Raw genomic sequence first — 18,430 nt, 5'->3', positions numbered from 1 at the left:
GGCACATGTTGTCTTGTCACACGACTGACGCATCCTCATCGATGTGGCTAACATCACGCCCACCCGGCGATGTTGCCGGAAGGTTACGGAGGTGCGACGTGCTGCCAGTTCGGGGTGGGGACGGCCGGAAGCTGACGGTCTGGGGCACCCGTACCACCTGGAGCACCGTGGGGGACGGGGAGTTCTTCTGCCCCGCCTGCGGTGGCGACCGCAATTACCGCAGGCGGACCGGGCGGCGCCGGTTCACCGTCCTCGGGGTGCCGCTGCTGCCCCGCGGGCAGGCCGGGCCCGTCATCGAGTGCCAGGGCTGCCGCGCGCGCTTCGCCACCGACGTCCTGGACCACCTCACCACGACCCGTTTCACGGCCCTCCTGCGCGATGCCGTGCACACCGTGGCGCTGGCCGTGCTCACCGCGGGCGGGACGGCCTCGCGCGGCGCGCTGGAGGCCGCGGCGGGCGCCGTACGGGCCGCGGGCTTCCAGGACTGCACCGAGGAGCAGCTGGAGTCCCTCGTGGCGGCGCTGTCGACGGACGAGGGCCGGCTCGGGCTGTACGACGTCCCGGAGTGCTGCGGGGCCGCGCTGTCGATAGAGCTCCACGAGGCCCTGGAGCCACTGGCCCCGCACCTGGCCGGCCCGGGCCGCGAATCGATCCTGCTGCAGGGGGCCCGGATCGCGCTCGCGGACGGCCCGTACACCCCGGCCGAGCGCGAGGTGCTCGCGACGGTCGGGGCGGCGCTGCGGATCGACACGGACGAGGTGGCCCGACTGCTGTCGGCGGTACGCGCCCCCTGAGGGGGTGTTCCACGGATCCCACCCGGGCGGCCCTGCGCGAATTCATCGCGCAGGGCCGCTGGTGTCCGGTCCGTGGACTCCGGAGGGGGCCGTTCCGTCCTAAACGCGCCTTCCGCGACGTAACGATCCGGCCTCGCAGGGCCCGTTCCGGGACACGTGAACGCCGCGTGAAGGGCGCGGGCGCGTACTCCGTCCCCGATCTGTCCACCAGTCGGACGGCCGGAACAATGCCTTCGAGTTTGCCTGCCCGAAGGGCTGCAAACCTCATATCCGCACGTCGCGGGGCGGGTGCTTCACGGGTGCGCGGCGGGAAGGGCGGGCTTCGCACCGCTGTGCGCATACGCCTGCCGAAGGCTCCGCACCACTGGAGAAACCTACAGATCGGGCAGGCCTGAGCGTCAACAGTTTGTCGAAGTCGACGATATGTGTGAGGCCCCCCACAGGCGTTCAATTCCGGTCACACGACAAGACGGCGCCGTTAACACAGCGCGGCTTCGATTCACTTCACCGTGAACGCACCGACAACCCTGGCGTACCAACGGGTTAGCGACCCACTACGCCCAGGGGCAACCAGATCTCCTCTCACTTACCTACCTTGAAGGGCAAGGCTGAGATGGCACGTGTCGCCGCCCGGCTTTCCACCGACGGAGAGCAGAGCACGCACCCGGTCGACGAGGTGCTCCCCCTCCCCAAGCTCGCGCTGTACGGCTTCCAGCACGTACTCGCCTTCTACGCCGGCGCGGTGATCGTCCCGATCATCGTCGGCAACGCGCTGAAGCTGAGCCCTGAACAGCTGGTCTACCTGATCAACGCGGACCTCTTCACCTGCGGTATCGCCTCGATCATCCAGGCCTGGGGCATCGGCCGGATCGGTGCGCGCCTGCCGCTGATCCAGGGCGTGACCTTCACCGCCGTCTCCCCGATGATCGCCATCGGTCTCGGCGCCGGCGGCGGAACCGCCGCCCTGCTGGTCATCTACGGCGCGGTGATCACCGCCGGTATCGCCACCTTCGCCTTCGCCTGGCTCCCGGCCAAGGCGTTCCGGACGGTGATGCGGCTGTTCCCGCCGGTCGTCACCGGCACCGTGATCACCGTGCTGGGCATCGTCCTGATCCCGGTCGGTCTCAACGACGCGGCCGGCGGCCTCGGCAGCCCCGACTTCGGAGACCCGAAGAACTTCGCCTACGCCGGCGGCACGATGCTCTTCATCCTGATCCTGATGAAGATCGGCAAGCCGTTCCTCTCCAGCATCTCGATCCTCCTCGGCCTGGTCGTCGGCACCACCGTCGCCTTCCTGCTCGGCGACGCGAAGTTCGGCGACGTGAGCAAGTCCGAGTGGATCGGCGTCACCACCCCCTTCCACTTCGGAGCCCCGAAGTTCGAGTGGTTCCCGATCGTCCTGATGCTCATCGTCATGCTGATCACCATGGTCGAGACGACCGGCGACACCTACGCCGTCGGTGACATCGTCGGCAAGGAGGTCGACAGCGAGACCGTGGCCCGCGCCCTGCGCGCCGACGGCGCCGCGACCGCACTCGGCGGTGTCCTCAACTCCTTCCCGTACGTGGCCTTCGCCGAGAACGTGGGCCTGGTGCGGATGACGAAGGTGAAGAGCCGGTTCGTGGTGGTCGCCGCCGGTGTCTTCATGATCGTCCTGGGCCTGCTGCCCAAGGCCGCCGCGATCGTCGCCGCCGTCCCGCACGGAGTCCTCGGCGGCGCCGCGACCGTCATGTTCGCCATGGTCGCCCTGGCCGGCATCCAGACCCTGGCCAAGGTCGACCTGAAGGAGGAGAAGAACGCGCTGATCGTCGGCGTCTCCCTCGCCTTCGCCCTGCTCCCCGCGACCGTCCCGGTCTTCTTCACCAAGCACATGGACCCGGACCTGTCCTCGCTCCTCAACAGCGGTGTGACGCTCGGTGCCACGGCCGCCATCGTCCTCAACCTGGTCTTCAACGGCCTGGGCAAGGACGGCGCCCACGACGCCCCCGAGGTCGAACTGCCCGCCCGGCCGACGGCGGGCGAGGAGCCCGCGGCCGCCGTACCGGCCCAGCCGGGCGAGGGCGGAGCAGCCCGGACGCCGGCCTCCTGACCCTCCCAAGGGGTGACCCCGGCCGGGCCCCGCGCCCGGCCGGGGCCGCTGCCGTGCACCGCGGGGACACGCTGCCCGTGCTCGTGCCGCCGTACGGGACAATGGGCGCATGAGTCTGTTCCGCGACGACGGCATCGTGCTGCGCACCCAGAAACTGGGTGAGGCGGACCGCATCATCACGCTGCTGACCCGCGGCCACGGCCGGGTGCGGGCCGTCGCCCGCGGGGTCCGGCGCACGAAGTCCAAATTCGGCGCCGGGCTGGAACCTTTCTCCCACGCCGACGTGCAGTTCTTCGCCCGGGGCAGCGAACTGATCGGCCGCAGCCTGCCGCTCTGCACCCAGACCGAGATCATCGCCCCGTACGGCAACGGCATCGTCACCGACTACGCCCGCTACACCGCGGGCACCGCGATGCTGGAGACCGCCGAGCGGTTCACCGAGAACGAGGGCGAGCCCGCCGTGCAGCAGTACCTGCTGCTCGTCGGAGCCCTGCGCACCCTCTCGCGCGGCGAGCACGAGCCCCACCTGATCCTCGACGCCTTCCTGCTGCGCTCCCTCGCCGTCAACGGCTACGCACCCAGCTTTGACGACTGCGCGAAGTGCGGCATCCACGGACCCAACCGGCACTTCTCCGTCGCCGCGGGCGGGGTCATATGCGGGGACTGCCGGGTGCCCGGCAGCGTCGTACCCTCGTCGGAGGCCATCGCCCTGCTCAGCGCCCTGCTGACGGGCGACTGGGGGCATGCCGACGCGTGCGAGGCGCGTCACGTGCGGGAGGGCAGCGGGCTGGTCTCCGCCTATTTGCACTGGCATCTGGAGCGCGGGCTACGCTCCTTGCGTTACGTCGAGAAATAGGAGCTGGGCAGATGGTACGACGCGGGATTCTGGGACGCTCTCGCCGGGAGTACAAGGTTCCCGAGCCGCACCCGTCCGGTGCGGTCCCGCCGAAGATCCCCGGCGAGCTGGTTCCGAACCATGTCGCCGTCGTCATGGACGGCAACGGCCGCTGGGCGAAGGAGCGCGGTCTGCCGCGCACCGAGGGGCACAAGGTCGGCGAGGGCGTCGTGCTCGACGTGCTCAAGGGCTGCCTGGAGATGGGCGTCAAGAACCTCTCCCTGTACGCCTTCTCGACGGAGAACTGGAAGCGTTCGCCCGACGAGGTCCGCTTCCTGATGAACTTCAACCGCGATGTCATCCGGCGCCGCCGCGACGAGATGAACGAGCTGGGCATCCGCATCCGCTGGGTCGGCCGCATGCCGAAGATGTGGAAGTCGGTCGTCCAGGAGCTCCAGGTCGCCCAGGAGCAGACCGTCGACAACGACGCCATGACCCTGTACTTCTGCGTCAACTACGGCGGCCGCGCGGAGATCGCGGACGCGGCGCAGGCCATCGCCCGCGACGTGGCCGCCGGCCGGCTGGACCCGTCGAAGGTGAACGAGAAGACCTTCGCGAAGTACATGTACTACCCGGACATGCCGGACGTGGACCTCTTCCTGCGTCCCAGCGGCGAGCAGCGCACCTCCAACTACCTGCTCTGGCAGAGCGCGTACGCCGAGATGGTCTTCCAGGACGTGCTGTGGCCGGACTTCGACCGCCGCAACCTCTGGGCGGCCTGCCTGGAGTACGCCCAGCGCGACCGCCGCTTCGGCGGTGCCGTCCCGAACCAGCCGGAGGGTTCGGCGGGCTGAGCCTCCGGCCGAGCTGCCGTTATCCTCGCCGCATGAACACGGGCGGGGAGCACATGCAGCAGGCCGGGCAGGCCGCGGCGACGGGTGAGCAGGAGCAGGTCGTCTTCACCTACCGGCTGACGCTCGACGACATCAGGGGGGCGGTTCGGGCCCGGGCCCGCCGGACGCCGGCGGGCCGGGCGGAAACGCTGCTCCTGCCGCTGCTGACGGCCGTCGCCACCGCGGGGCTGGGCCTGCTCGGCGGCTCCCGGCCGCCCGTGATCCTGTTCTCGACGGTCGCGGCCCTGTCCGTCGCGATCGTCGGTGTCTTCCGGATCCGGCGCGGCATGGCCCGCCGGGTGTACTCCGTGACGGAGCCCTACGGGGAGTGCCGCACCGTGGTCGACGAGCAGGGCACCGCGACCACGGGCGAGACCATGTCGTACACGATGGACTGGACGCTCTTCCCGCAGTACACGGAGACGCCGGAGCTGTTCGTCCTGTTCGGGGGCACGCGTGCGGCTGCCGTGGCGACGCTGCCGAAGCGGGGCGCCCAGCACCCCGACGACCTCGACCGCATGCGCGCGATCCTGGACCGGAACCTGAAGCGGGTCTAGGCCGTCTAGCCGGCGGCGGCGCAGTCGGCGCAGGTGCCGAAGATCTCCACCGTGTGGGCGACGTTCACGTAGCCGTGCTCGGCCGCGATGGACTCCGCCCACTTCTCCACGGCCGGGCCCTCCACCTCGACCGCCTTGCCGCACTTGCGGCACACCAGGTGGTGGTGGTGATCGCCGGTGGAGCAGCGGCGGTAGACGGACTCGCCGTCGCTGGTGCGCAGGACGTCGACCTCACCTGCGTCCGCCAGGGACTGGAGGGTGCGGTAGACGGTGGTCAGGCCCACGGAGTCGCCACGGTGCTTGAGCATGTCGTGGAGCTCCTGGGCGCTGCGGAACTCGTCCACCTCGTCCAGCGCCGCCGCGACCGCGGCCCGCTGCCGGGTGGATCGTCCTCGTACTGGCGCGGTATTCATCTCGCCAGGCGCAGTCGCCACCGGTTCCTCCTCGTATAGGCCTGCGGCCATTGTGCCAGCCCGCTAGACCTTCACATCGTCGCGCGTGCAGACCTCTTCGGCCGCGAGCGCGGCGCGGGCCCGGCGCCTGGCCAGAGGGGCGGAGAGGGCGGTCATCACCATGAAGACACCGATCGCGAGCAGCACGATCGTCGCACCCGAGGGCACGTTGATGTAGTAGGTGGCCGCCGTGCCGGTCAGCGAGACGGTCACGCTGATGGCCATGGCCAGGCCCAGCGTGGCGGCGAAACTGCGGGTGAGGCGCTGGGCGGCCGCGACCGGGATCACCAGCATCGCGCTGACCAGCAGCAGGCCGACGATGCGCATCGCGACGGTGACGGTGACGGCGGCGGTGACGGCGATCAGCAGGTTCAGGGCACGCACGGGCAGGCCGGTGACCCGGGCGAACTCCTCGTCCTGGCAGACGGCGAAGAGCTGCCTGCGCAGGCCGATGGCCACGGCGAGGACGAAGGCGGCGAGGATCGCCATCGCGGTCACGTCCTCGGCGGCGACCGTGGTGATCGAGCCGAACATGGAGCCCAGGAGGCTGGCCGTCTGCCCGCCCCCGAGGTTGATGATCATGACGCCGCCGGCCAGGCCGCCGTAGAAGAGCATGGCGAGGGCGACGTCCCCGCTGGTCCTGCCGCGGGCCCGGATCAGTTCCATGCCGACGGCGCCGACGACGGCGACGAGCGTCGCCATCCAGACCGGGCTGCTCTGGAGCACGAAGCCGAGCGCGACACCGGTCATGGCGACGTGGCCGAGGCCGTCGCCCATGAGCGCCTGGCGGCGCTGGACGAGGTACGTGCCGATGGCGGGGGCCGTGATGCCGACCAGGGCCGCCGCGATCAGAGCTCGCTGCATGAAGGCGTAGTCGAGGATGTCCATCAGCTCAGCAGTCCTGTCCGCAGGGAGCCGGCGTCGTGCGCCGCGTGGGGGTGTACGTGGTCGTGGCCGGGCAGGGCGTGCTGGCCCACGGCCTCCGGGGGCGGGCCGTCGTGGACCACGCAGCCGTCGCGCAGGACGACGGCGCGGTCGATCAGGGGCTCCAGGGGGCCCAGCTCGTGCAGCACGAGCAGAACGGTGGCGCCGGCGGCGACCTGCGCGCGCAGGGCGTTCGCCAGGACCTCCTGATTGGCGAGGTCCACGCCCGCCATCGGCTCGTCCATGATCAGTAGCTCGGGTTCGACGGCGAGCGCCCGGGCGATGAGGACGCGCTGGTGCTGGCCGCCGGAGAGGGCGTCCACCGAGGCGTCGGCGTACGAGTCCATGTCGACCAGGGCCAGGGCGTGCTCGATGGCGGCCCGGTCGGCCTTGCGCAGGAGGCCGAAGCGGGTGCGGGCGAGCCGGCCGGAGGAGACGACCTCGCGGACGGTGGCCGGGACGCCGCCGGCGGCGGTGGTGCGCTGGGGGACGTACCCGATGCGCGACCAGTCGCGGAAGCGCCTGAAGTCCGTACCGAAGAGGCTGAGGGTTCCGTCGGACAGCGGGACCTGGCCTACCACGGCGCGGACGGCCGTGGACTTGCCGGAGCCGTTGGCGCCGAGCAGCGCGACGACCTCACCGCGGTGGACGGTGAGGTCGATCCCGCGCAGCACGGGGCGCGAGCCGAGCGAGGCCGCGGCCCCGCGCAGGGATATGACGGGCGGCTGTTCCGCTGCCTGTCCGGGCGTGGACTGCATGGCTCGCGCCTCCGTTGCTGCTGTCATCTACTTGGCTCCGAGCGCCTTCTGGAGGTTCTTCAGGTTGGACCGCATGACCTCGAAGTAGTCGGCGCCCTGGGACGCGTCGGTGATTCCTTCGAGCGGGTCCAGGACATCGGTCTTCAGTCCGGTGTCCGTCGCGAGGGTCTTGGCCGTCTTGTCGCTGGCCAGGGTCTCGAAGAACACGGTGGTGACATTGTCCTTCTTCGCGACGGCCTGAAGATCCTTCATCCTGGCCGGGCTCGGCTCGGACTCGGGGTCGACGCCGGAGATGCCCTCCTGGTCGAGGCCGTATCGCTCGGCGAGGTAGCCGAAGGCGGAGTGGGTGGTGATGAAGGTCCTGGAGGCGGTGTTCTGCAGGCCGTTCTTGAACTCCGTGTCCAGCGCGGTCAGTTTGCCGACGAGCTCGTCGGTGTTCTTCTTGTAGTCCGCGGCGTGGTCGGGGTCGGCCTTCTCCAGGGCGGCGCCGACGCCCTTGGCGATCTCCGCGTACTTGACGGGGTCGAGCCAGACGTGCGGGTCCTTGCCGCCCTCCCCGTGGCCGTGGTCATGGTCGTGGCCCTCGCCCTCGGCGTGGTCCTCGGCGCCGTGGTCGTGGCCGGCGGAGCCGTGGACCTCCAGCTCGGTGAGGGTCGCGGCGTCGACGATGTTCTTCACGCCGGACTGGGCGACGGCCTTGTCGACGGCGGGCTGCAGGTTCTTGAGGTAGACGACGACGTCGGACTCGCCGAGCTGACCGGTCTGCCTGGGGGTGATCTCCAGGTCGTGCGGTTCGACACCCGGCTTGGTCAGGCTGTCGACCTTCACGTGGTCCTTGCCGATCTGCTCGGCGAGGAACGCCATGGGATAGAACGACGCCGTCACGCCGACCTTGCCGTCCTTGCCGCCACCGGTGCCGGCGGCGGCTCCGGAGCAGGCGGTCAGGGCCGTGGCGCCGAGGGCGACGGCTCCGGCGAGGGCGGCGGTGGGTATGAGGCGTCGTACGTTCATGACATCCATTTTCATCAAAGATGGAAACGATTGTCAAAAACCCAGGTGGGAGGCCCGGACCGGCAGCTGTGGAACGGGAACCGATTTGAAAGGGGGGGTGCGGGCGCCGGTAATCTAAAGACTTCGCCGTTCGTCCTCGTAATGAAGAGAGCACCGTGGCCGCCGACAAGATCGAAACCATCGTCAGCCTGAGCAAGCGCCGTGGCTTCGTTTTCCCGTGCAGTGACATCTACGGCGGCTCCAGGGCCGCCTGGGACTACGGCCCGCTCGGTGTCGAGCTCAAGGAGAACATCAAGCGCCAGTGGTGGAAGGCGATGGTCACCGGGCGTGAGGACGTCGTGGGCCTCGACTCGTCCGTGATCCTGGCCCCGGAGGTCTGGGTGGCCTCCGGCCACGTCGCCACCTTCTCGGACCCGCTGACCGAGTGCACCTCCTGCCACAAGCGCCACCGTGCGGACCACCTCGAGGAGGCGTACGAGGCCAAGCACGGCCGTATGCCCGCCAACGGTCTTGCCGACATCAACTGCCCCAACTGTGGTGTGAAGGGTCAGTTCACCGAGCCCAAGCAGTTCTCCGGCATGCTGGAGACGCACCTCGGCCCGACCCAGGACACCGGCTCGAAGGCGTACCTGCGCCCCGAGACCGCCCAGGGCATCTTCACCAACTTCGCCCACGTGCAGACCACTTCGCGCAAGAAGCCGCCCTTCGGCATCGCGCAGATGGGCAAGTCCTTCCGGAACGAGATCACTCCGGGCAACTTCATCTTCCGCACCCGCGAGTTCGAGCAGATGGAGATGGAGTTCTTCGTCAAGCCGGGCGAGGACGAGCAGTGGCAGGAGTACTGGATGCAGGAGCGGTGGAACTGGTACCGCGACCTCGGCATCCGCGAGGAGAACATCCGCTGGTACGAGCACCCGAAGGAGAAGCTGTCCCACTACTCGAAGCGCACCGCCGACATCGAGTACCGCTTCAACTTCGGCGGCAGTGAGTTCTCCGAGCTCGAGGGCGTGGCCAACCGCACCGACTTCGACCTGAAGGCCCACTCCGCGGCCTCCGGCCAGAACCTCACCTACCTCGACCAGGAGTCGGGCGAGCGCTACACCCCGTTCGTCATCGAGCCGGCGGCCGGCGTCAACCGCGCCATGCTCGCCTTCATGCTCGACGCGTACGTCGAGGACGAGGCCCCGAACGCCAAGGGCGTCATGGAGAAGCGCACCGTGATGCGCTTCGACCCGCGCCTGGCCCCGATCAAGGTCGCCGTCCTGCCGCTGTCCCGCAACGCGCAGCTGTCGCCGAAGGCCAAGGGCCTCGCCGCCGACCTGCGCAAGAACTGGAACATCGAGTTCGACGACGCGGGCGCCATCGGCCGCCGCTACCGCCGCCAGGACGAGATCGGTACGCCGTTCTGCGTCACCGTCGACTTCGACACCCTGGACGACAACGCGGTGACCGTGCGCGAGCGCGACACCATGAAGCAGGAGCGCGTCTCCCTGGACCAGATCCAGGCCTACCTCGGCAGCCGTCTGCTCGGCTGCTAGGTCCTGCCGTACGAAGACCGGTGGCCCGGTGCGCTGCGAGCGCACCGGGCCACCGGTCTTTATCGCGGGGCGGGCCCGGATCAGGAGGCCGCCGCCTCCCGGGCCGCCGCCTCGGCCGCGCGGCGCTCCCCCTCGGCCTTGGACCGCTTCCCGTACATGGCGGTCCATACGCCGAGGGCGCCCAGCACGCCGTAGATCATGATCGGGCTGACCGCCACCATGGTCTTGGTGTCCAGCGTATAGGCGAGGAAGACGCGGACGAGGGCCTCGGTGACGTAGGCGAGGCCCCACACCAGCGTCATCCGGTTCATGGTGGTGCGGAAGCCCTCGTACTGCCACAGGCCGTTCCACCAGGCGGTGCTCTGCGGAGTGCCGTCGGTGGCGAACTTGCGGCCGAAGTAGAACATCAGCGGGCGCGGCGCGAGCAGCGTCCCCAGACAGAGCAGCCCGAAGAGCCCGGTGACCCCCGAGTCCTTGATGAGCAGGGCGCGGGCCGAGTGCGCGCCGACGAGCGAGACGACGGCGGTGATCACCAGGAACACCAGGGTGACGACGGCGAATTCGTCGAGCTTGCGCCGCCAGGCCAGGCTGACGACGCTGTCGAGCACCGGCCAGGCGCTGCTGACCAGCAGCGCGGAGAACTCGCTCCAGCCGTGGTCCTCGGTGAGCATGTTGTACGTGATGATCGGCGCGACGACGTTGAGCCCGATGGTCAGGATCCAGCCGATGGCGGCGGCGCCGCCCGAGCGCTCGGGCGGCGCCGGCTGTGCGACCTGCGTTGCTGGAGTGGACAAGATTCCCCCTGGGATGTGCCTGAAGTGCGGTAGGGGGACCGTAAAGAGATCGACGGGACGCGAACAACCCGAACGCGCCCAAAATGATCATCAAATCGTCCGGAGTGGCTGATTCCGGTCGGTGCGAGCCAGGGCCCGCCTCAGGCGCGCAGACCCCGGATCACGAGGGAGGTGACCGCCTCGAACTCGGTGATGATCGTCGGCGAGAGCCAGTCGGCCGCGTACTGCGGGTCGTGGAAGCGGCCGGTGGCGTCGAACACCGCGCGGGCCGCCGCCGGCACGTCGTCGGCGGCGAGCGAGCCCGCCGCGACGCCCTCGGCGATGATCCGGCCCAGCTGGTCGATCAGCTCGCTCAGGTGCGCGTCCACCACGCCGCTGTTCTCGGCGAGCAGCACCGTGTAGGTGGCGAACAGCTCCGGGTCGTCGCCCGCCTTGTGGCGCTTGGCCTCGAAGAGGGCCTCCAGCCACGCCTCCAGCTTGGAGGGGGCGCTCCCGGTGGGAGCCGAGGTGATCTCCTCCAGCATGACCACGCTCCTGGCGAGCCAGCGGTCCGTGACGGCCTCGCGCAGCGCCGCCTTCGACGGGAAGTGCCGGTACACGCTGCCGTGGCTGACGCCCAGGGCGCGGGCCACGTCCACCACGGTCGCCTTGGTGGGGCCGAAGCGGCGCAGCACCTCCTCGGTGGTCGCGAGGATGCGCTCGGGAGTCAGGGGCTCGGCAGCAGCGGGAGGCATGGGTACGACCGTACCGTCAGCTCAGTGCTCACTGTCGAGGTGGGCCATCTGAGCCGCCGGGTACCTCTCGCCGGCCGCCGCGCCCGCCGGGACGGCCTCCTCGACGGCGGCCAGGTCGGCGGCGTCGAGCGAGATGTCCATGGCACCCAGTGCCTCGGCGAGCCGGTCCCGGCGCCGGGCGCCCACCAGCGGCACGATGTCGACCCCGTGCCGCGGCCCCTGTGCGAGCACCCAGGCGATCGCGGTCTGGGCGACGCTCACGCCCCGGCCCTCGGCCACCTTGCGCAGCGCCTCCACCAGGTCGAGGTTCCGGCCGAGGTTGTCGCCCTGGAAGCGGGGGCTCATGCCGCGGAAGTCGCCCGGGGCCAGTGCGCGGTCGCGGGTGAAGTGGCCGCTGATGAGGCCGCGGGACAGCACTCCGTACGCAGTGATCCCTATGCCGAGCTCGCGGGCGGTCGGCAGGATCTCGGCCTCGATGCCGCGGGAGACCAGCGAGTACTCGATCTGCAGGTCGGAGATCGGGGCCACGGCGGCAGCCCGGCGCAGGGTGTCCGCGCCGACCTCGGAGAGGCCGATGTGGCGCACGTGCCCGGCCTCGACGGCCTCGGCGATGGCCCCGACGGTCTCCTCGATCGGCACGTCCGGGTCCACCCGCGCGATCCGGTAGATGTCGATGTGGTCCCGGCCGAGCCGCTGGAGCGAGTAGGCCAGGAAGTTCTTGACGGCCTCGGGCCGGCCGTCGTAACCGGTGAAGCCGCCCTCGACCGTGCGCAGCGCGCCGAACTTGACGCTGGTCAGCGCCCGCTCGCGGGCTTCGGCGGGCGCCGTGCGCAGCGCTTCGGCGATCAGCAGTTCGTTGTGCCCCATGCCGTAGAAGTCGCCGGTGTCCAGCAGCGTGTGCGTGCCGTCGGGGACGGCGTCCAGATAGGCGTGGATGGTCGCGATGGACTCGGCGCGGTCCGCCTCTCCGTAGAGGGCGGACATTCCCATGCAGCCCAGCCCCAGCGGGAAGACGGTGGGGCCGGTGCTGCCGAGGGTGCGGCGGTCCGCGGTCGCGTAGGTGCTCTCGTTCTTCGTCATGGAATGAGAATGGCATGACGAGTGACAGATTTCAATATCTGTCACTCGTCAGTGTCGGGCGCCGGTCGGTCACCCGGACTCGATGGAGCGGCCCCCCACACGACGAACGCCGCCCTCGACGAGGTCGAGAGCGGCGTCTTCGCGAGCCCGGCAGGATCCGGAAGGACGGCCTAGGTCCGCGGGGAACCCGTCACGGCGGCGGCGCCGACCGACTCCTCCAGCGTGCGGGCGGTCCGCTCCGCCGTCGCGCGGGCCCATGCGCCGCTCGTCGCCGCCCCCACGACCAGGACGAGCAGCCCGCAGATCGTGATGATCCACCAGGCCGGCTGGGCCGCGCCCGAGAAGTCCGCGCCGTTCGCCAACCCGGCCGCCAGCACCGAGCCGATGACCGCGACGCCCAGGGTGCCGCCGGTCTGCCGGCTGGTGGAGGCGATGGCGGCCGCCACCCCGGCCTGGGAGCGCGGCATCCCGGACACCGCCGTATTGGTGATCGGCGCGTTCACCATGCCGAAGCCGAGCCCGAACAGCATGTACCCGGTGAACAGGAGCGGGTTGGACGTCTCGGCCTCGAACAGGGCGAACAACAGCCCGCTGGACGCCATCGCCACCCCCGCGATCAGCAGGCAGATCCGCGGCCCGCGACTGCCCACCAGCCGCCCGGCCAGCGGCGCGAACAGGACGGTCAGGCCGGCCATGGGCAGCATGTAGAGCCCGGCGTGCAGGGCGCTGAGCCCCCGTACGTCCTGGAGGTACAGCGTGTTCAGGAAGAGGAAACCGGCCAGGCCGGCGAAGGCGCTGATCGCGATCACGGTCGATCCGCTGAAGGGCGCGCTCCGGAAGAACCGGAGATCGATCAGCGGCTCCTCGCGGCGGGGTTCGTGGATCAGCAGCCCCACGAACGAGGCGACGGCCACCACCGCGCAGCCCATGATCAGCGGCGAGCGCCAGCCGGCGGCCGGGGCCTCGATGATCCCGTACGTCAGACTGCCCAGCAGGGCGATGACCAGCACCTGCCCCAGCGGGTCCGGGCGGCGCGGCCGGGCCGCCCGGGACTCGGGGATGTGCCGAAGGGTCAGCGCGAACGCCGCCAGACCGATCGGCAGGTTGATCAGGAAGATCGAGCGCCAGCCCACGGAATCCACCAGCACCCCGCCGATCAGGGGTCCCGCCGCCATGGAGACGCCCCCGACCGCACCCCACACGCCGATGGCCCGGGCCCGCTCGGCGGGATCGGTGAAGGTGTTGGTGATGATCGACATCGCCACCGGGTTGAGCATCGCGCCGCCCACCGCCTGCACCATCCGGAAGACGATGAGCCAGTCGAGTCCGGGGGCGAGCGAGCAGAGCAGCGAGCCGCCGGTGAAGGCCACCAGCCCCGCCACGAACACCTTCCGGCGCCCGATCCGGTCGGCCGTGGACCCCGCGAGCATCAGCAGCGAGGCCAGCACGAGGGTGTAGGCGTCGATGCTCCACTGCAGCCCCGAGACCGAGGCGCCCAGGTCGCGGCGCATCGAGGGCAGAGCGACGTTGAGCACGGTGTTGTCGAGGCTGACGATCAGCAGGCTCATGCAGCAGATCGCGAGGACGAGCGTGCGCTGCCGGGGACTCGGCTCGATCATGCGCCGATGCTACGTCCCCCCCACCCCCTCGGCATGCGGGACAATGGGCGGATGACCACGCTCCCTCCGCCCCTCGCGATCGGCCCGCACACCGTGCAGCCCCCGGTGGTGCTCGCACCCATGGCCGGCATCACCAACGCCCCGTTCCGTACCCTCTGCCGGGAGTTCTCGGGCGGCAAGGGGCTGTTCGTGAGCGAGATGATCACGACCCGCGCCCTGGTCGAGCGCAACGAGAAGACCATGCAGCTGATCCATTTCGACGAGACCGAGAAGCCCCGCTCGATTCAGCTGTACGGGGTGGACCCGGTCACGGTCGGCAAGGCGGTCCGCATGATCGTCGAAGAGGACCGCGCCGACCACATCGACCTCAATTTCGGCTGCCCGGTCCCCAAGGTGACCCGCAAGGGCGGCGGCTCGGCCCTCCCGTACAAGCGCAACCTGCTGCGCGCGATCCTGCGCGAGGCCGTCGCCGGCGCCGGTGACCTGCCGGTCACCATGAAGATGCGCAAGGGCATCAACGACGAGCACCTCACCTACCTCGACGCGGGCCGGATCGCCGTCGAGGAGGGCGTCACCGCCATAGCCCTGCACGGCCGGACCACCGCCCAGCACTACGGCGGCACCGCCGACTGGGACGCCATCGCGCGGCTGAAGGAGCACGTGCCGGAGATCCCGGTGCTCGGCAACGGCGACATCTGGTGCGCCGAGGACGCGCTGCGCATGGTCCGCGAGACCGGCTGCGACGGCGTGGTCGTGGGACGCGGCTGCCTGGGGCGCCCGTGGCTGTTCAACGACCTGGTGGCGGCCTTCGAGGGGCGCCCCGAGGACTTCCACAAGCCCACCCTGCGCGAGGTGGCGACCACCATGCACCGCCATGCGCAGCTGCTGGGGGAGTGGATCGGCGACGAGGCGCGCGGGGTGATCGACTTCCGTAAGCACGTGGCCTGGTACCTCAAGGGCTTCTCGGTGGGCTCCGAGATGCGCAAGAAGCTCGCGGTCACCTCGTCCCTGGCCGAGCTGGACGCTCATCTGAGCGAGCTCGATCTGGATCAAGCGTGGCCGGAGAGCGCTGACGGACCCCGCGGTCGGACGTCCGGAAACAACCGAGTTGTCCTGCCGGACGGCTGGCTGAAGGACCCGTACGACTGCGCCGGTGTGAGCGAGGACGCTGAACTGGACACCTCCGGAGGCTGACAAATCGCCCTCCGTGGTGCGTGATATACGCCACGCATGGGAAGGGTTTCGCTCAGATGAGCGCAGAAGTCACGGGTAAGACTTTCAAAGGGTGGCACTGGGTGCCACCCTTTGTGCGTTCAATACTTGAATGCAAATGTATCGATGATCGCTCATCCGAGCGTGATCAGGCCTCAGGAGCCCCCTCACCCTTCGGGATGTGAACGCTGTTCGTACGTTCTGATTACCCATGAGTTACTTTCGATCTGCTGGCGCACGGGTGGTTACAGCCGTATGACGACCAAGTGGACGTACCCAGAAGCCTTCGATCTGGGTATGTTCCTGGCCGTCAGGGCAGCCACCGAGCCTCGAGGAGTCGAGACCCGTGTCGGAAAACAAAGATCAGAAGTTCGTCTACGACTTCACCGAGGGCAACCGCGACCTCAAGGACCTTCTCGGCGGCAAGGGTGCCAACCTCGCCGAGATGACCAACCTGGGTCTGCCGGTCCCTCCCGGCTTCACCATCACCACCGAGGCCTGCAAGGTCTACCTCGAGAGCGGCTCGGCCCCGGCCGCGCTGCGCGAAGAGGTCAGCGCGCACCTCGCCGCCCTCGAGGCGAAGATGGGCAAGAAGCTCGGGCAGTCGGACGACCCGCTGCTGGTCTCCGTGCGTTCCGGCGCGAAGTTCTCGATGCCCGGCATGATGGACACCGTCCTGAACATCGGCCTCTCCGACGACTCCGTGAAGGGCCTCGCCTCCCAGGCCGGCAACGAGCGCTTCGCCTGGGACTCCTACCGCCGCCTCATCCAGATGTTCGGCAAGACCGTGCTGGGCGTCGACGGCGAGCTCTTCGAGGAAGCCCTCGACGAGGCCAAGGCCGCCAAGAAGGTCACCGTCGACACCGACCTCGACGCCGCCGACCTGAAGAAGCTGGTCACCCGCTTCAAGAAGATCGTCGCCAAGCAGGCCGGCCGCGACTTCCCGCAGGACGCCCGCGAGCAGCTCGACCTCGCCGTCGAGGCCGTCTTCAACTCGTGGAACACCGACCGCGCCAAGCTCTACCGCCGCCAGGAGCGCATCCCGAGCGACCTGGGCACCGCGGTCAACGTCTGCTCCATGGTCTTCGGCAACCTCGGCCCCGACTCCGGCACCGGCGTCGCCTTCACCCGTGACCCCGCCAGCGGCCACGCGGGCGTCTACGGCGACTACCTGCAGAACGCCCAGGGCGAGGACGTCGTCGCGGGCATCCGCAACACCGTGCCGCTCGCGGACCTGGAGGCCATCGACAAGGCCTCGTACGACCAGCTCATGACGATCATGACGACGCTGGAGACCCACTACAAGGATCTCTGCGACATCGAGTTCACCATCGAACGCGGCCAGCTGTGGATGCTGCAGACCCGCGTCGGCAAGCGCACCGCGGGCGCGGCCTTCCGCATCGCCACCCAGCTCGTCGACCAGGGCCTGATCGACGAGGCCGAGGCCCTCCAGCGCGTCAGCGGCCACCAGCTGGCCCAGCTGATGTTCCCGCGCTTCGACGAGGGTGCCAGGACGACCCTGCTCGGCCGCGGCATCGCCGCCTCCCCGGGCGCGGCGGTCGGCAAGGCCGTCTTCGACTCCTACACGGCCGTCAAGTGGTCCCGCTCCGGCGAGAAGGTCATCCTGATCCGCCGCGAGACCAACCCGGACGACCTGGACGGCATGATCGCCTCCGAGGGCATCCTGACCTCGCGCGGCGGTAAGACCTCCCACGCGGCCGTCGTCGCCCGCGGCATGGGCAAGACCTGCGTCTGCGGCGCCGAGGAGCTCGACGTCGACACCAAGCGCCGCCGCATGACGGTCGGCGACACGGTCATCGAAGAGGGCGACGTCGTCTCCATCGACGGCTCCACCGGCAAGGTCTACCTCGGTGAGGTACCCGTCGTACCGTCCCCGGTCGTCGAGTACTTCGAGGGCCGCATGCACGCCGGCGCCGACGACGCCGACGAGCTCGTCGCCGCCGTGCACCGGATCATGGCCTACGCGGACCGCGTCCGCCGCCTGCGCGTGCGCGCCAACGCCGACAACGCCGAGGACGCGCTGCGCGCCCGCCGCTTCGGCGCCCAGGGCATCGGCCTGTGCCGCACCGAGCACATGTTCCTCGGCGAGCGCCGTGAACTCGTGGAGCGACTGATCCTCGCGGACACCGACGAAGAGCGCGAGGAGGCACTCAGTGCCCTCCTGCCGCTGCAGAAGAAGGACTTCGTCGAGCTGTTCGAGGCGATGGACGGCCTGCCCGTCACCGTCCGCCTCCTGGACCCGCCGCTGCACGAGTTCCTGCCCGACATCACCGAGCTGTCGGTCCGCGTCGCCCTCGCCGAGTCCCGCAAGGACCACAACGAGAACGACCTGCGCCTGCTCCAGGCCGTGCACAAGCTGCACGAGCAGAACCCGATGCTGGGTCTGCGCGGCGTCCGCCTCGGCCTGGTCATCCCCGGCTTGTTCAAGATGCAGGTCCGGGCGATCGCCGAGGCCGCCGCCGAGCGCAAGAACGCCAAGGGCGACCCGCGCGCCGAGATCATGGTCCCGCTCGTCGGCACCGTCCAGGAGCTGGAGATCGTCCGCGACGAGGCCGACGCGGTCATCGCCGATGTCGAGGCCGCCACCGGCACCGACCTCAAGCTGACCATCGGCACGATGATCGAGCTGCCGCGCGCCGCGCTGACCGCCGACCAGATCGCCGAGGCCGCGCAGTTCTTCTCCTTCGGCACGAACGACCTGACCCAGACGGTGTGGGGCTTCTCCCGCGACGACGTCGAGGCCAGCTTCTTCACCGCCTACCTGGAGAAGGGAATCTTCGGGGTCTCGCCCTTCGAGACCATCGACAAGGACGGCGTCGGCTCGCTGGTCCGGCACGCGGCCAAGCTGGGCCGGGCCACCCGTCCCGACCTCAAGCTCGGCGTCTGCGGTGAGCACGGCGGCGACCCCGAGTCCGTCCACTTCTTCCACGAGGTCGGCCTCGACTACGTCTCCTGCTCGCCCTTCCGGATTCCGGTGGCGCGCCTGGAGGCCGGCCGTGCGGCCGCCGAGGCGAAGGGCAGCGACAGCCGCTGACCCACGGCCCGCCTTGGGCCCCATAGACCGCGCCTGTCCCCGGGTTCCCTGACTGCCCGGGGGCGGGCGCGCCTATTTTTGTTGT

16 protein-coding genes are annotated in these 18,430 nt (G+C 69.7%); 8 read left to right on the top strand and 8 right to left on the bottom strand.

Annotated elements, in window-relative coordinates:
- Positions 1-98: 98 nt before the first annotated feature.
- The 5 genes from ACXNSR_RS13370 (at position 99) to ACXNSR_RS13350 (ending at position 5,168) form a co-directional block, all read left to right on the top strand.
- Positions 99-794, top strand: coding sequence for a TerB family tellurite resistance protein (locus ACXNSR_RS13370; RefSeq protein ID WP_458642273.1), 696 nt, complete (start codon positions 99-101; stop codon positions 792-794).
- 613 nt (positions 795-1,407) lie between these two features.
- Complete coding sequence (locus tag ACXNSR_RS13365; protein WP_458642272.1) at positions 1,408-2,883, top strand: nucleobase:cation symporter-2 family protein; 1,476 nt, start codon at positions 1,408-1,410, stop codon at positions 2,881-2,883.
- A gap of 109 nt (positions 2,884-2,992) precedes the next feature.
- Positions 2,993-3,739, top strand: coding sequence for a DNA repair protein RecO (gene recO, locus ACXNSR_RS13360; protein ID WP_362049623.1), 747 nt, complete (start codon positions 2,993-2,995; stop codon positions 3,737-3,739).
- 11 nt (positions 3,740-3,750) lie between these two features.
- Entirely contained in the window at positions 3,751-4,572 is an 822-nt protein-coding gene (locus ACXNSR_RS13355; protein ID WP_458642271.1) for an isoprenyl transferase, read from the top strand.
- A gap of 32 nt (positions 4,573-4,604) precedes the next feature.
- Positions 4,605-5,168, top strand: a complete 564-nt coding sequence (locus ACXNSR_RS13350) for a YcxB family protein (RefSeq protein WP_458642270.1) — start codon at positions 4,605-4,607, stop codon at positions 5,166-5,168.
- Positions 5,169-5,173: 5 nt separating this feature from the next.
- Here ACXNSR_RS13350 and ACXNSR_RS13345 read toward each other — a convergent pair whose 3' ends face one another.
- From ACXNSR_RS13345 to ACXNSR_RS13330, 4 genes are read right to left on the bottom strand one after another with little or no spacing between them, the layout of a single operon-like run.
- A complete protein-coding gene (locus ACXNSR_RS13345) occupies positions 5,174-5,602 on the bottom strand; it encodes a Fur family transcriptional regulator (RefSeq protein ID WP_078626133.1) in 429 nt (142 codons plus the stop codon).
- A gap of 42 nt (positions 5,603-5,644) precedes the next feature.
- Complete coding sequence (locus ACXNSR_RS13340; RefSeq protein ID WP_458642269.1) at positions 5,645-6,508, bottom strand: metal ABC transporter permease; 864 nt, start codon at positions 6,506-6,508, stop codon at positions 5,645-5,647.
- The gene (locus ACXNSR_RS13335) at positions 6,508-7,302 is read right to left on the bottom strand and encodes a metal ABC transporter ATP-binding protein (protein ID WP_458643294.1); all 795 of its coding nucleotides are present in this window, start codon (positions 7,300-7,302) and stop codon (positions 6,508-6,510) included. The genes ACXNSR_RS13340 and ACXNSR_RS13335 overlap by 1 nt, the downstream gene beginning before the upstream one ends.
- A 27-nt stretch (positions 7,303-7,329) precedes the next feature.
- Entirely contained in the window at positions 7,330-8,313 is a 984-nt protein-coding gene (locus ACXNSR_RS13330; protein ID WP_458642268.1) for a metal ABC transporter substrate-binding protein, read from the bottom strand.
- Positions 8,314-8,468: 155 nt separating this feature from the next.
- Between ACXNSR_RS13330 and ACXNSR_RS13325 the strand changes: the two genes are divergently transcribed.
- Complete coding sequence (locus ACXNSR_RS13325) at positions 8,469-9,851, top strand: glycine--tRNA ligase (RefSeq protein ID WP_458642267.1); 1,383 nt, start codon at positions 8,469-8,471, stop codon at positions 9,849-9,851.
- Positions 9,852-9,931: 80 nt separating this feature from the next.
- Here the strand turns inward: ACXNSR_RS13325 and ACXNSR_RS13320 are convergent, their stop codons facing one another.
- From ACXNSR_RS13320 to ACXNSR_RS13305, 4 genes are all read right to left on the bottom strand, one after another.
- On the bottom strand, positions 9,932-10,645 hold the full coding sequence (locus ACXNSR_RS13320; RefSeq protein ID WP_458642266.1) for a VC0807 family protein: 714 nt from the start codon (positions 10,643-10,645) through the stop codon (positions 9,932-9,934).
- Between the two features lie 140 nt (positions 10,646-10,785).
- Complete coding sequence (locus ACXNSR_RS13315) at positions 10,786-11,379, bottom strand: TetR family transcriptional regulator (protein WP_458642265.1); 594 nt, start codon at positions 11,377-11,379, stop codon at positions 10,786-10,788.
- 21 nt (positions 11,380-11,400) lie between these two features.
- Positions 11,401-12,459, bottom strand: coding sequence for an aldo/keto reductase (locus ACXNSR_RS13310; protein ID WP_458642264.1), 1,059 nt, complete (start codon positions 12,457-12,459; stop codon positions 11,401-11,403).
- 170 nt (positions 12,460-12,629) lie between these two features.
- Positions 12,630-14,078, bottom strand: a complete 1,449-nt coding sequence (locus ACXNSR_RS13305; RefSeq protein ID WP_458642263.1) for an MFS transporter — start codon at positions 14,076-14,078, stop codon at positions 12,630-12,632.
- A 33-nt stretch (positions 14,079-14,111) separates the two neighbouring features.
- Here ACXNSR_RS13305 and dusB point away from each other — a divergent pair, with 33 nt between their 5' ends.
- Both dusB and ppdK read left to right on the top strand, forming a co-directional pair.
- Complete coding sequence (gene dusB, locus ACXNSR_RS13300; RefSeq protein WP_376159130.1) at positions 14,112-15,272, top strand: tRNA dihydrouridine synthase DusB; 1,161 nt, start codon at positions 14,112-14,114, stop codon at positions 15,270-15,272.
- A gap of 364 nt (positions 15,273-15,636) precedes the next feature.
- The gene (gene ppdK / locus ACXNSR_RS13295; protein ID WP_458642262.1) at positions 15,637-18,345 is read left to right on the top strand and encodes a pyruvate, phosphate dikinase; all 2,709 of its coding nucleotides are present in this window, start codon (positions 15,637-15,639) and stop codon (positions 18,343-18,345) included.
- Positions 18,346-18,430 lie beyond the last annotated feature (85 nt).

This window comes from Streptomyces sp. NC-S4, from assembly GCF_054353315.1.
The sequence above is the reverse complement of the archived record's forward strand: the minus strand, read 5'-3'. Positions and strand labels throughout refer to the sequence as shown.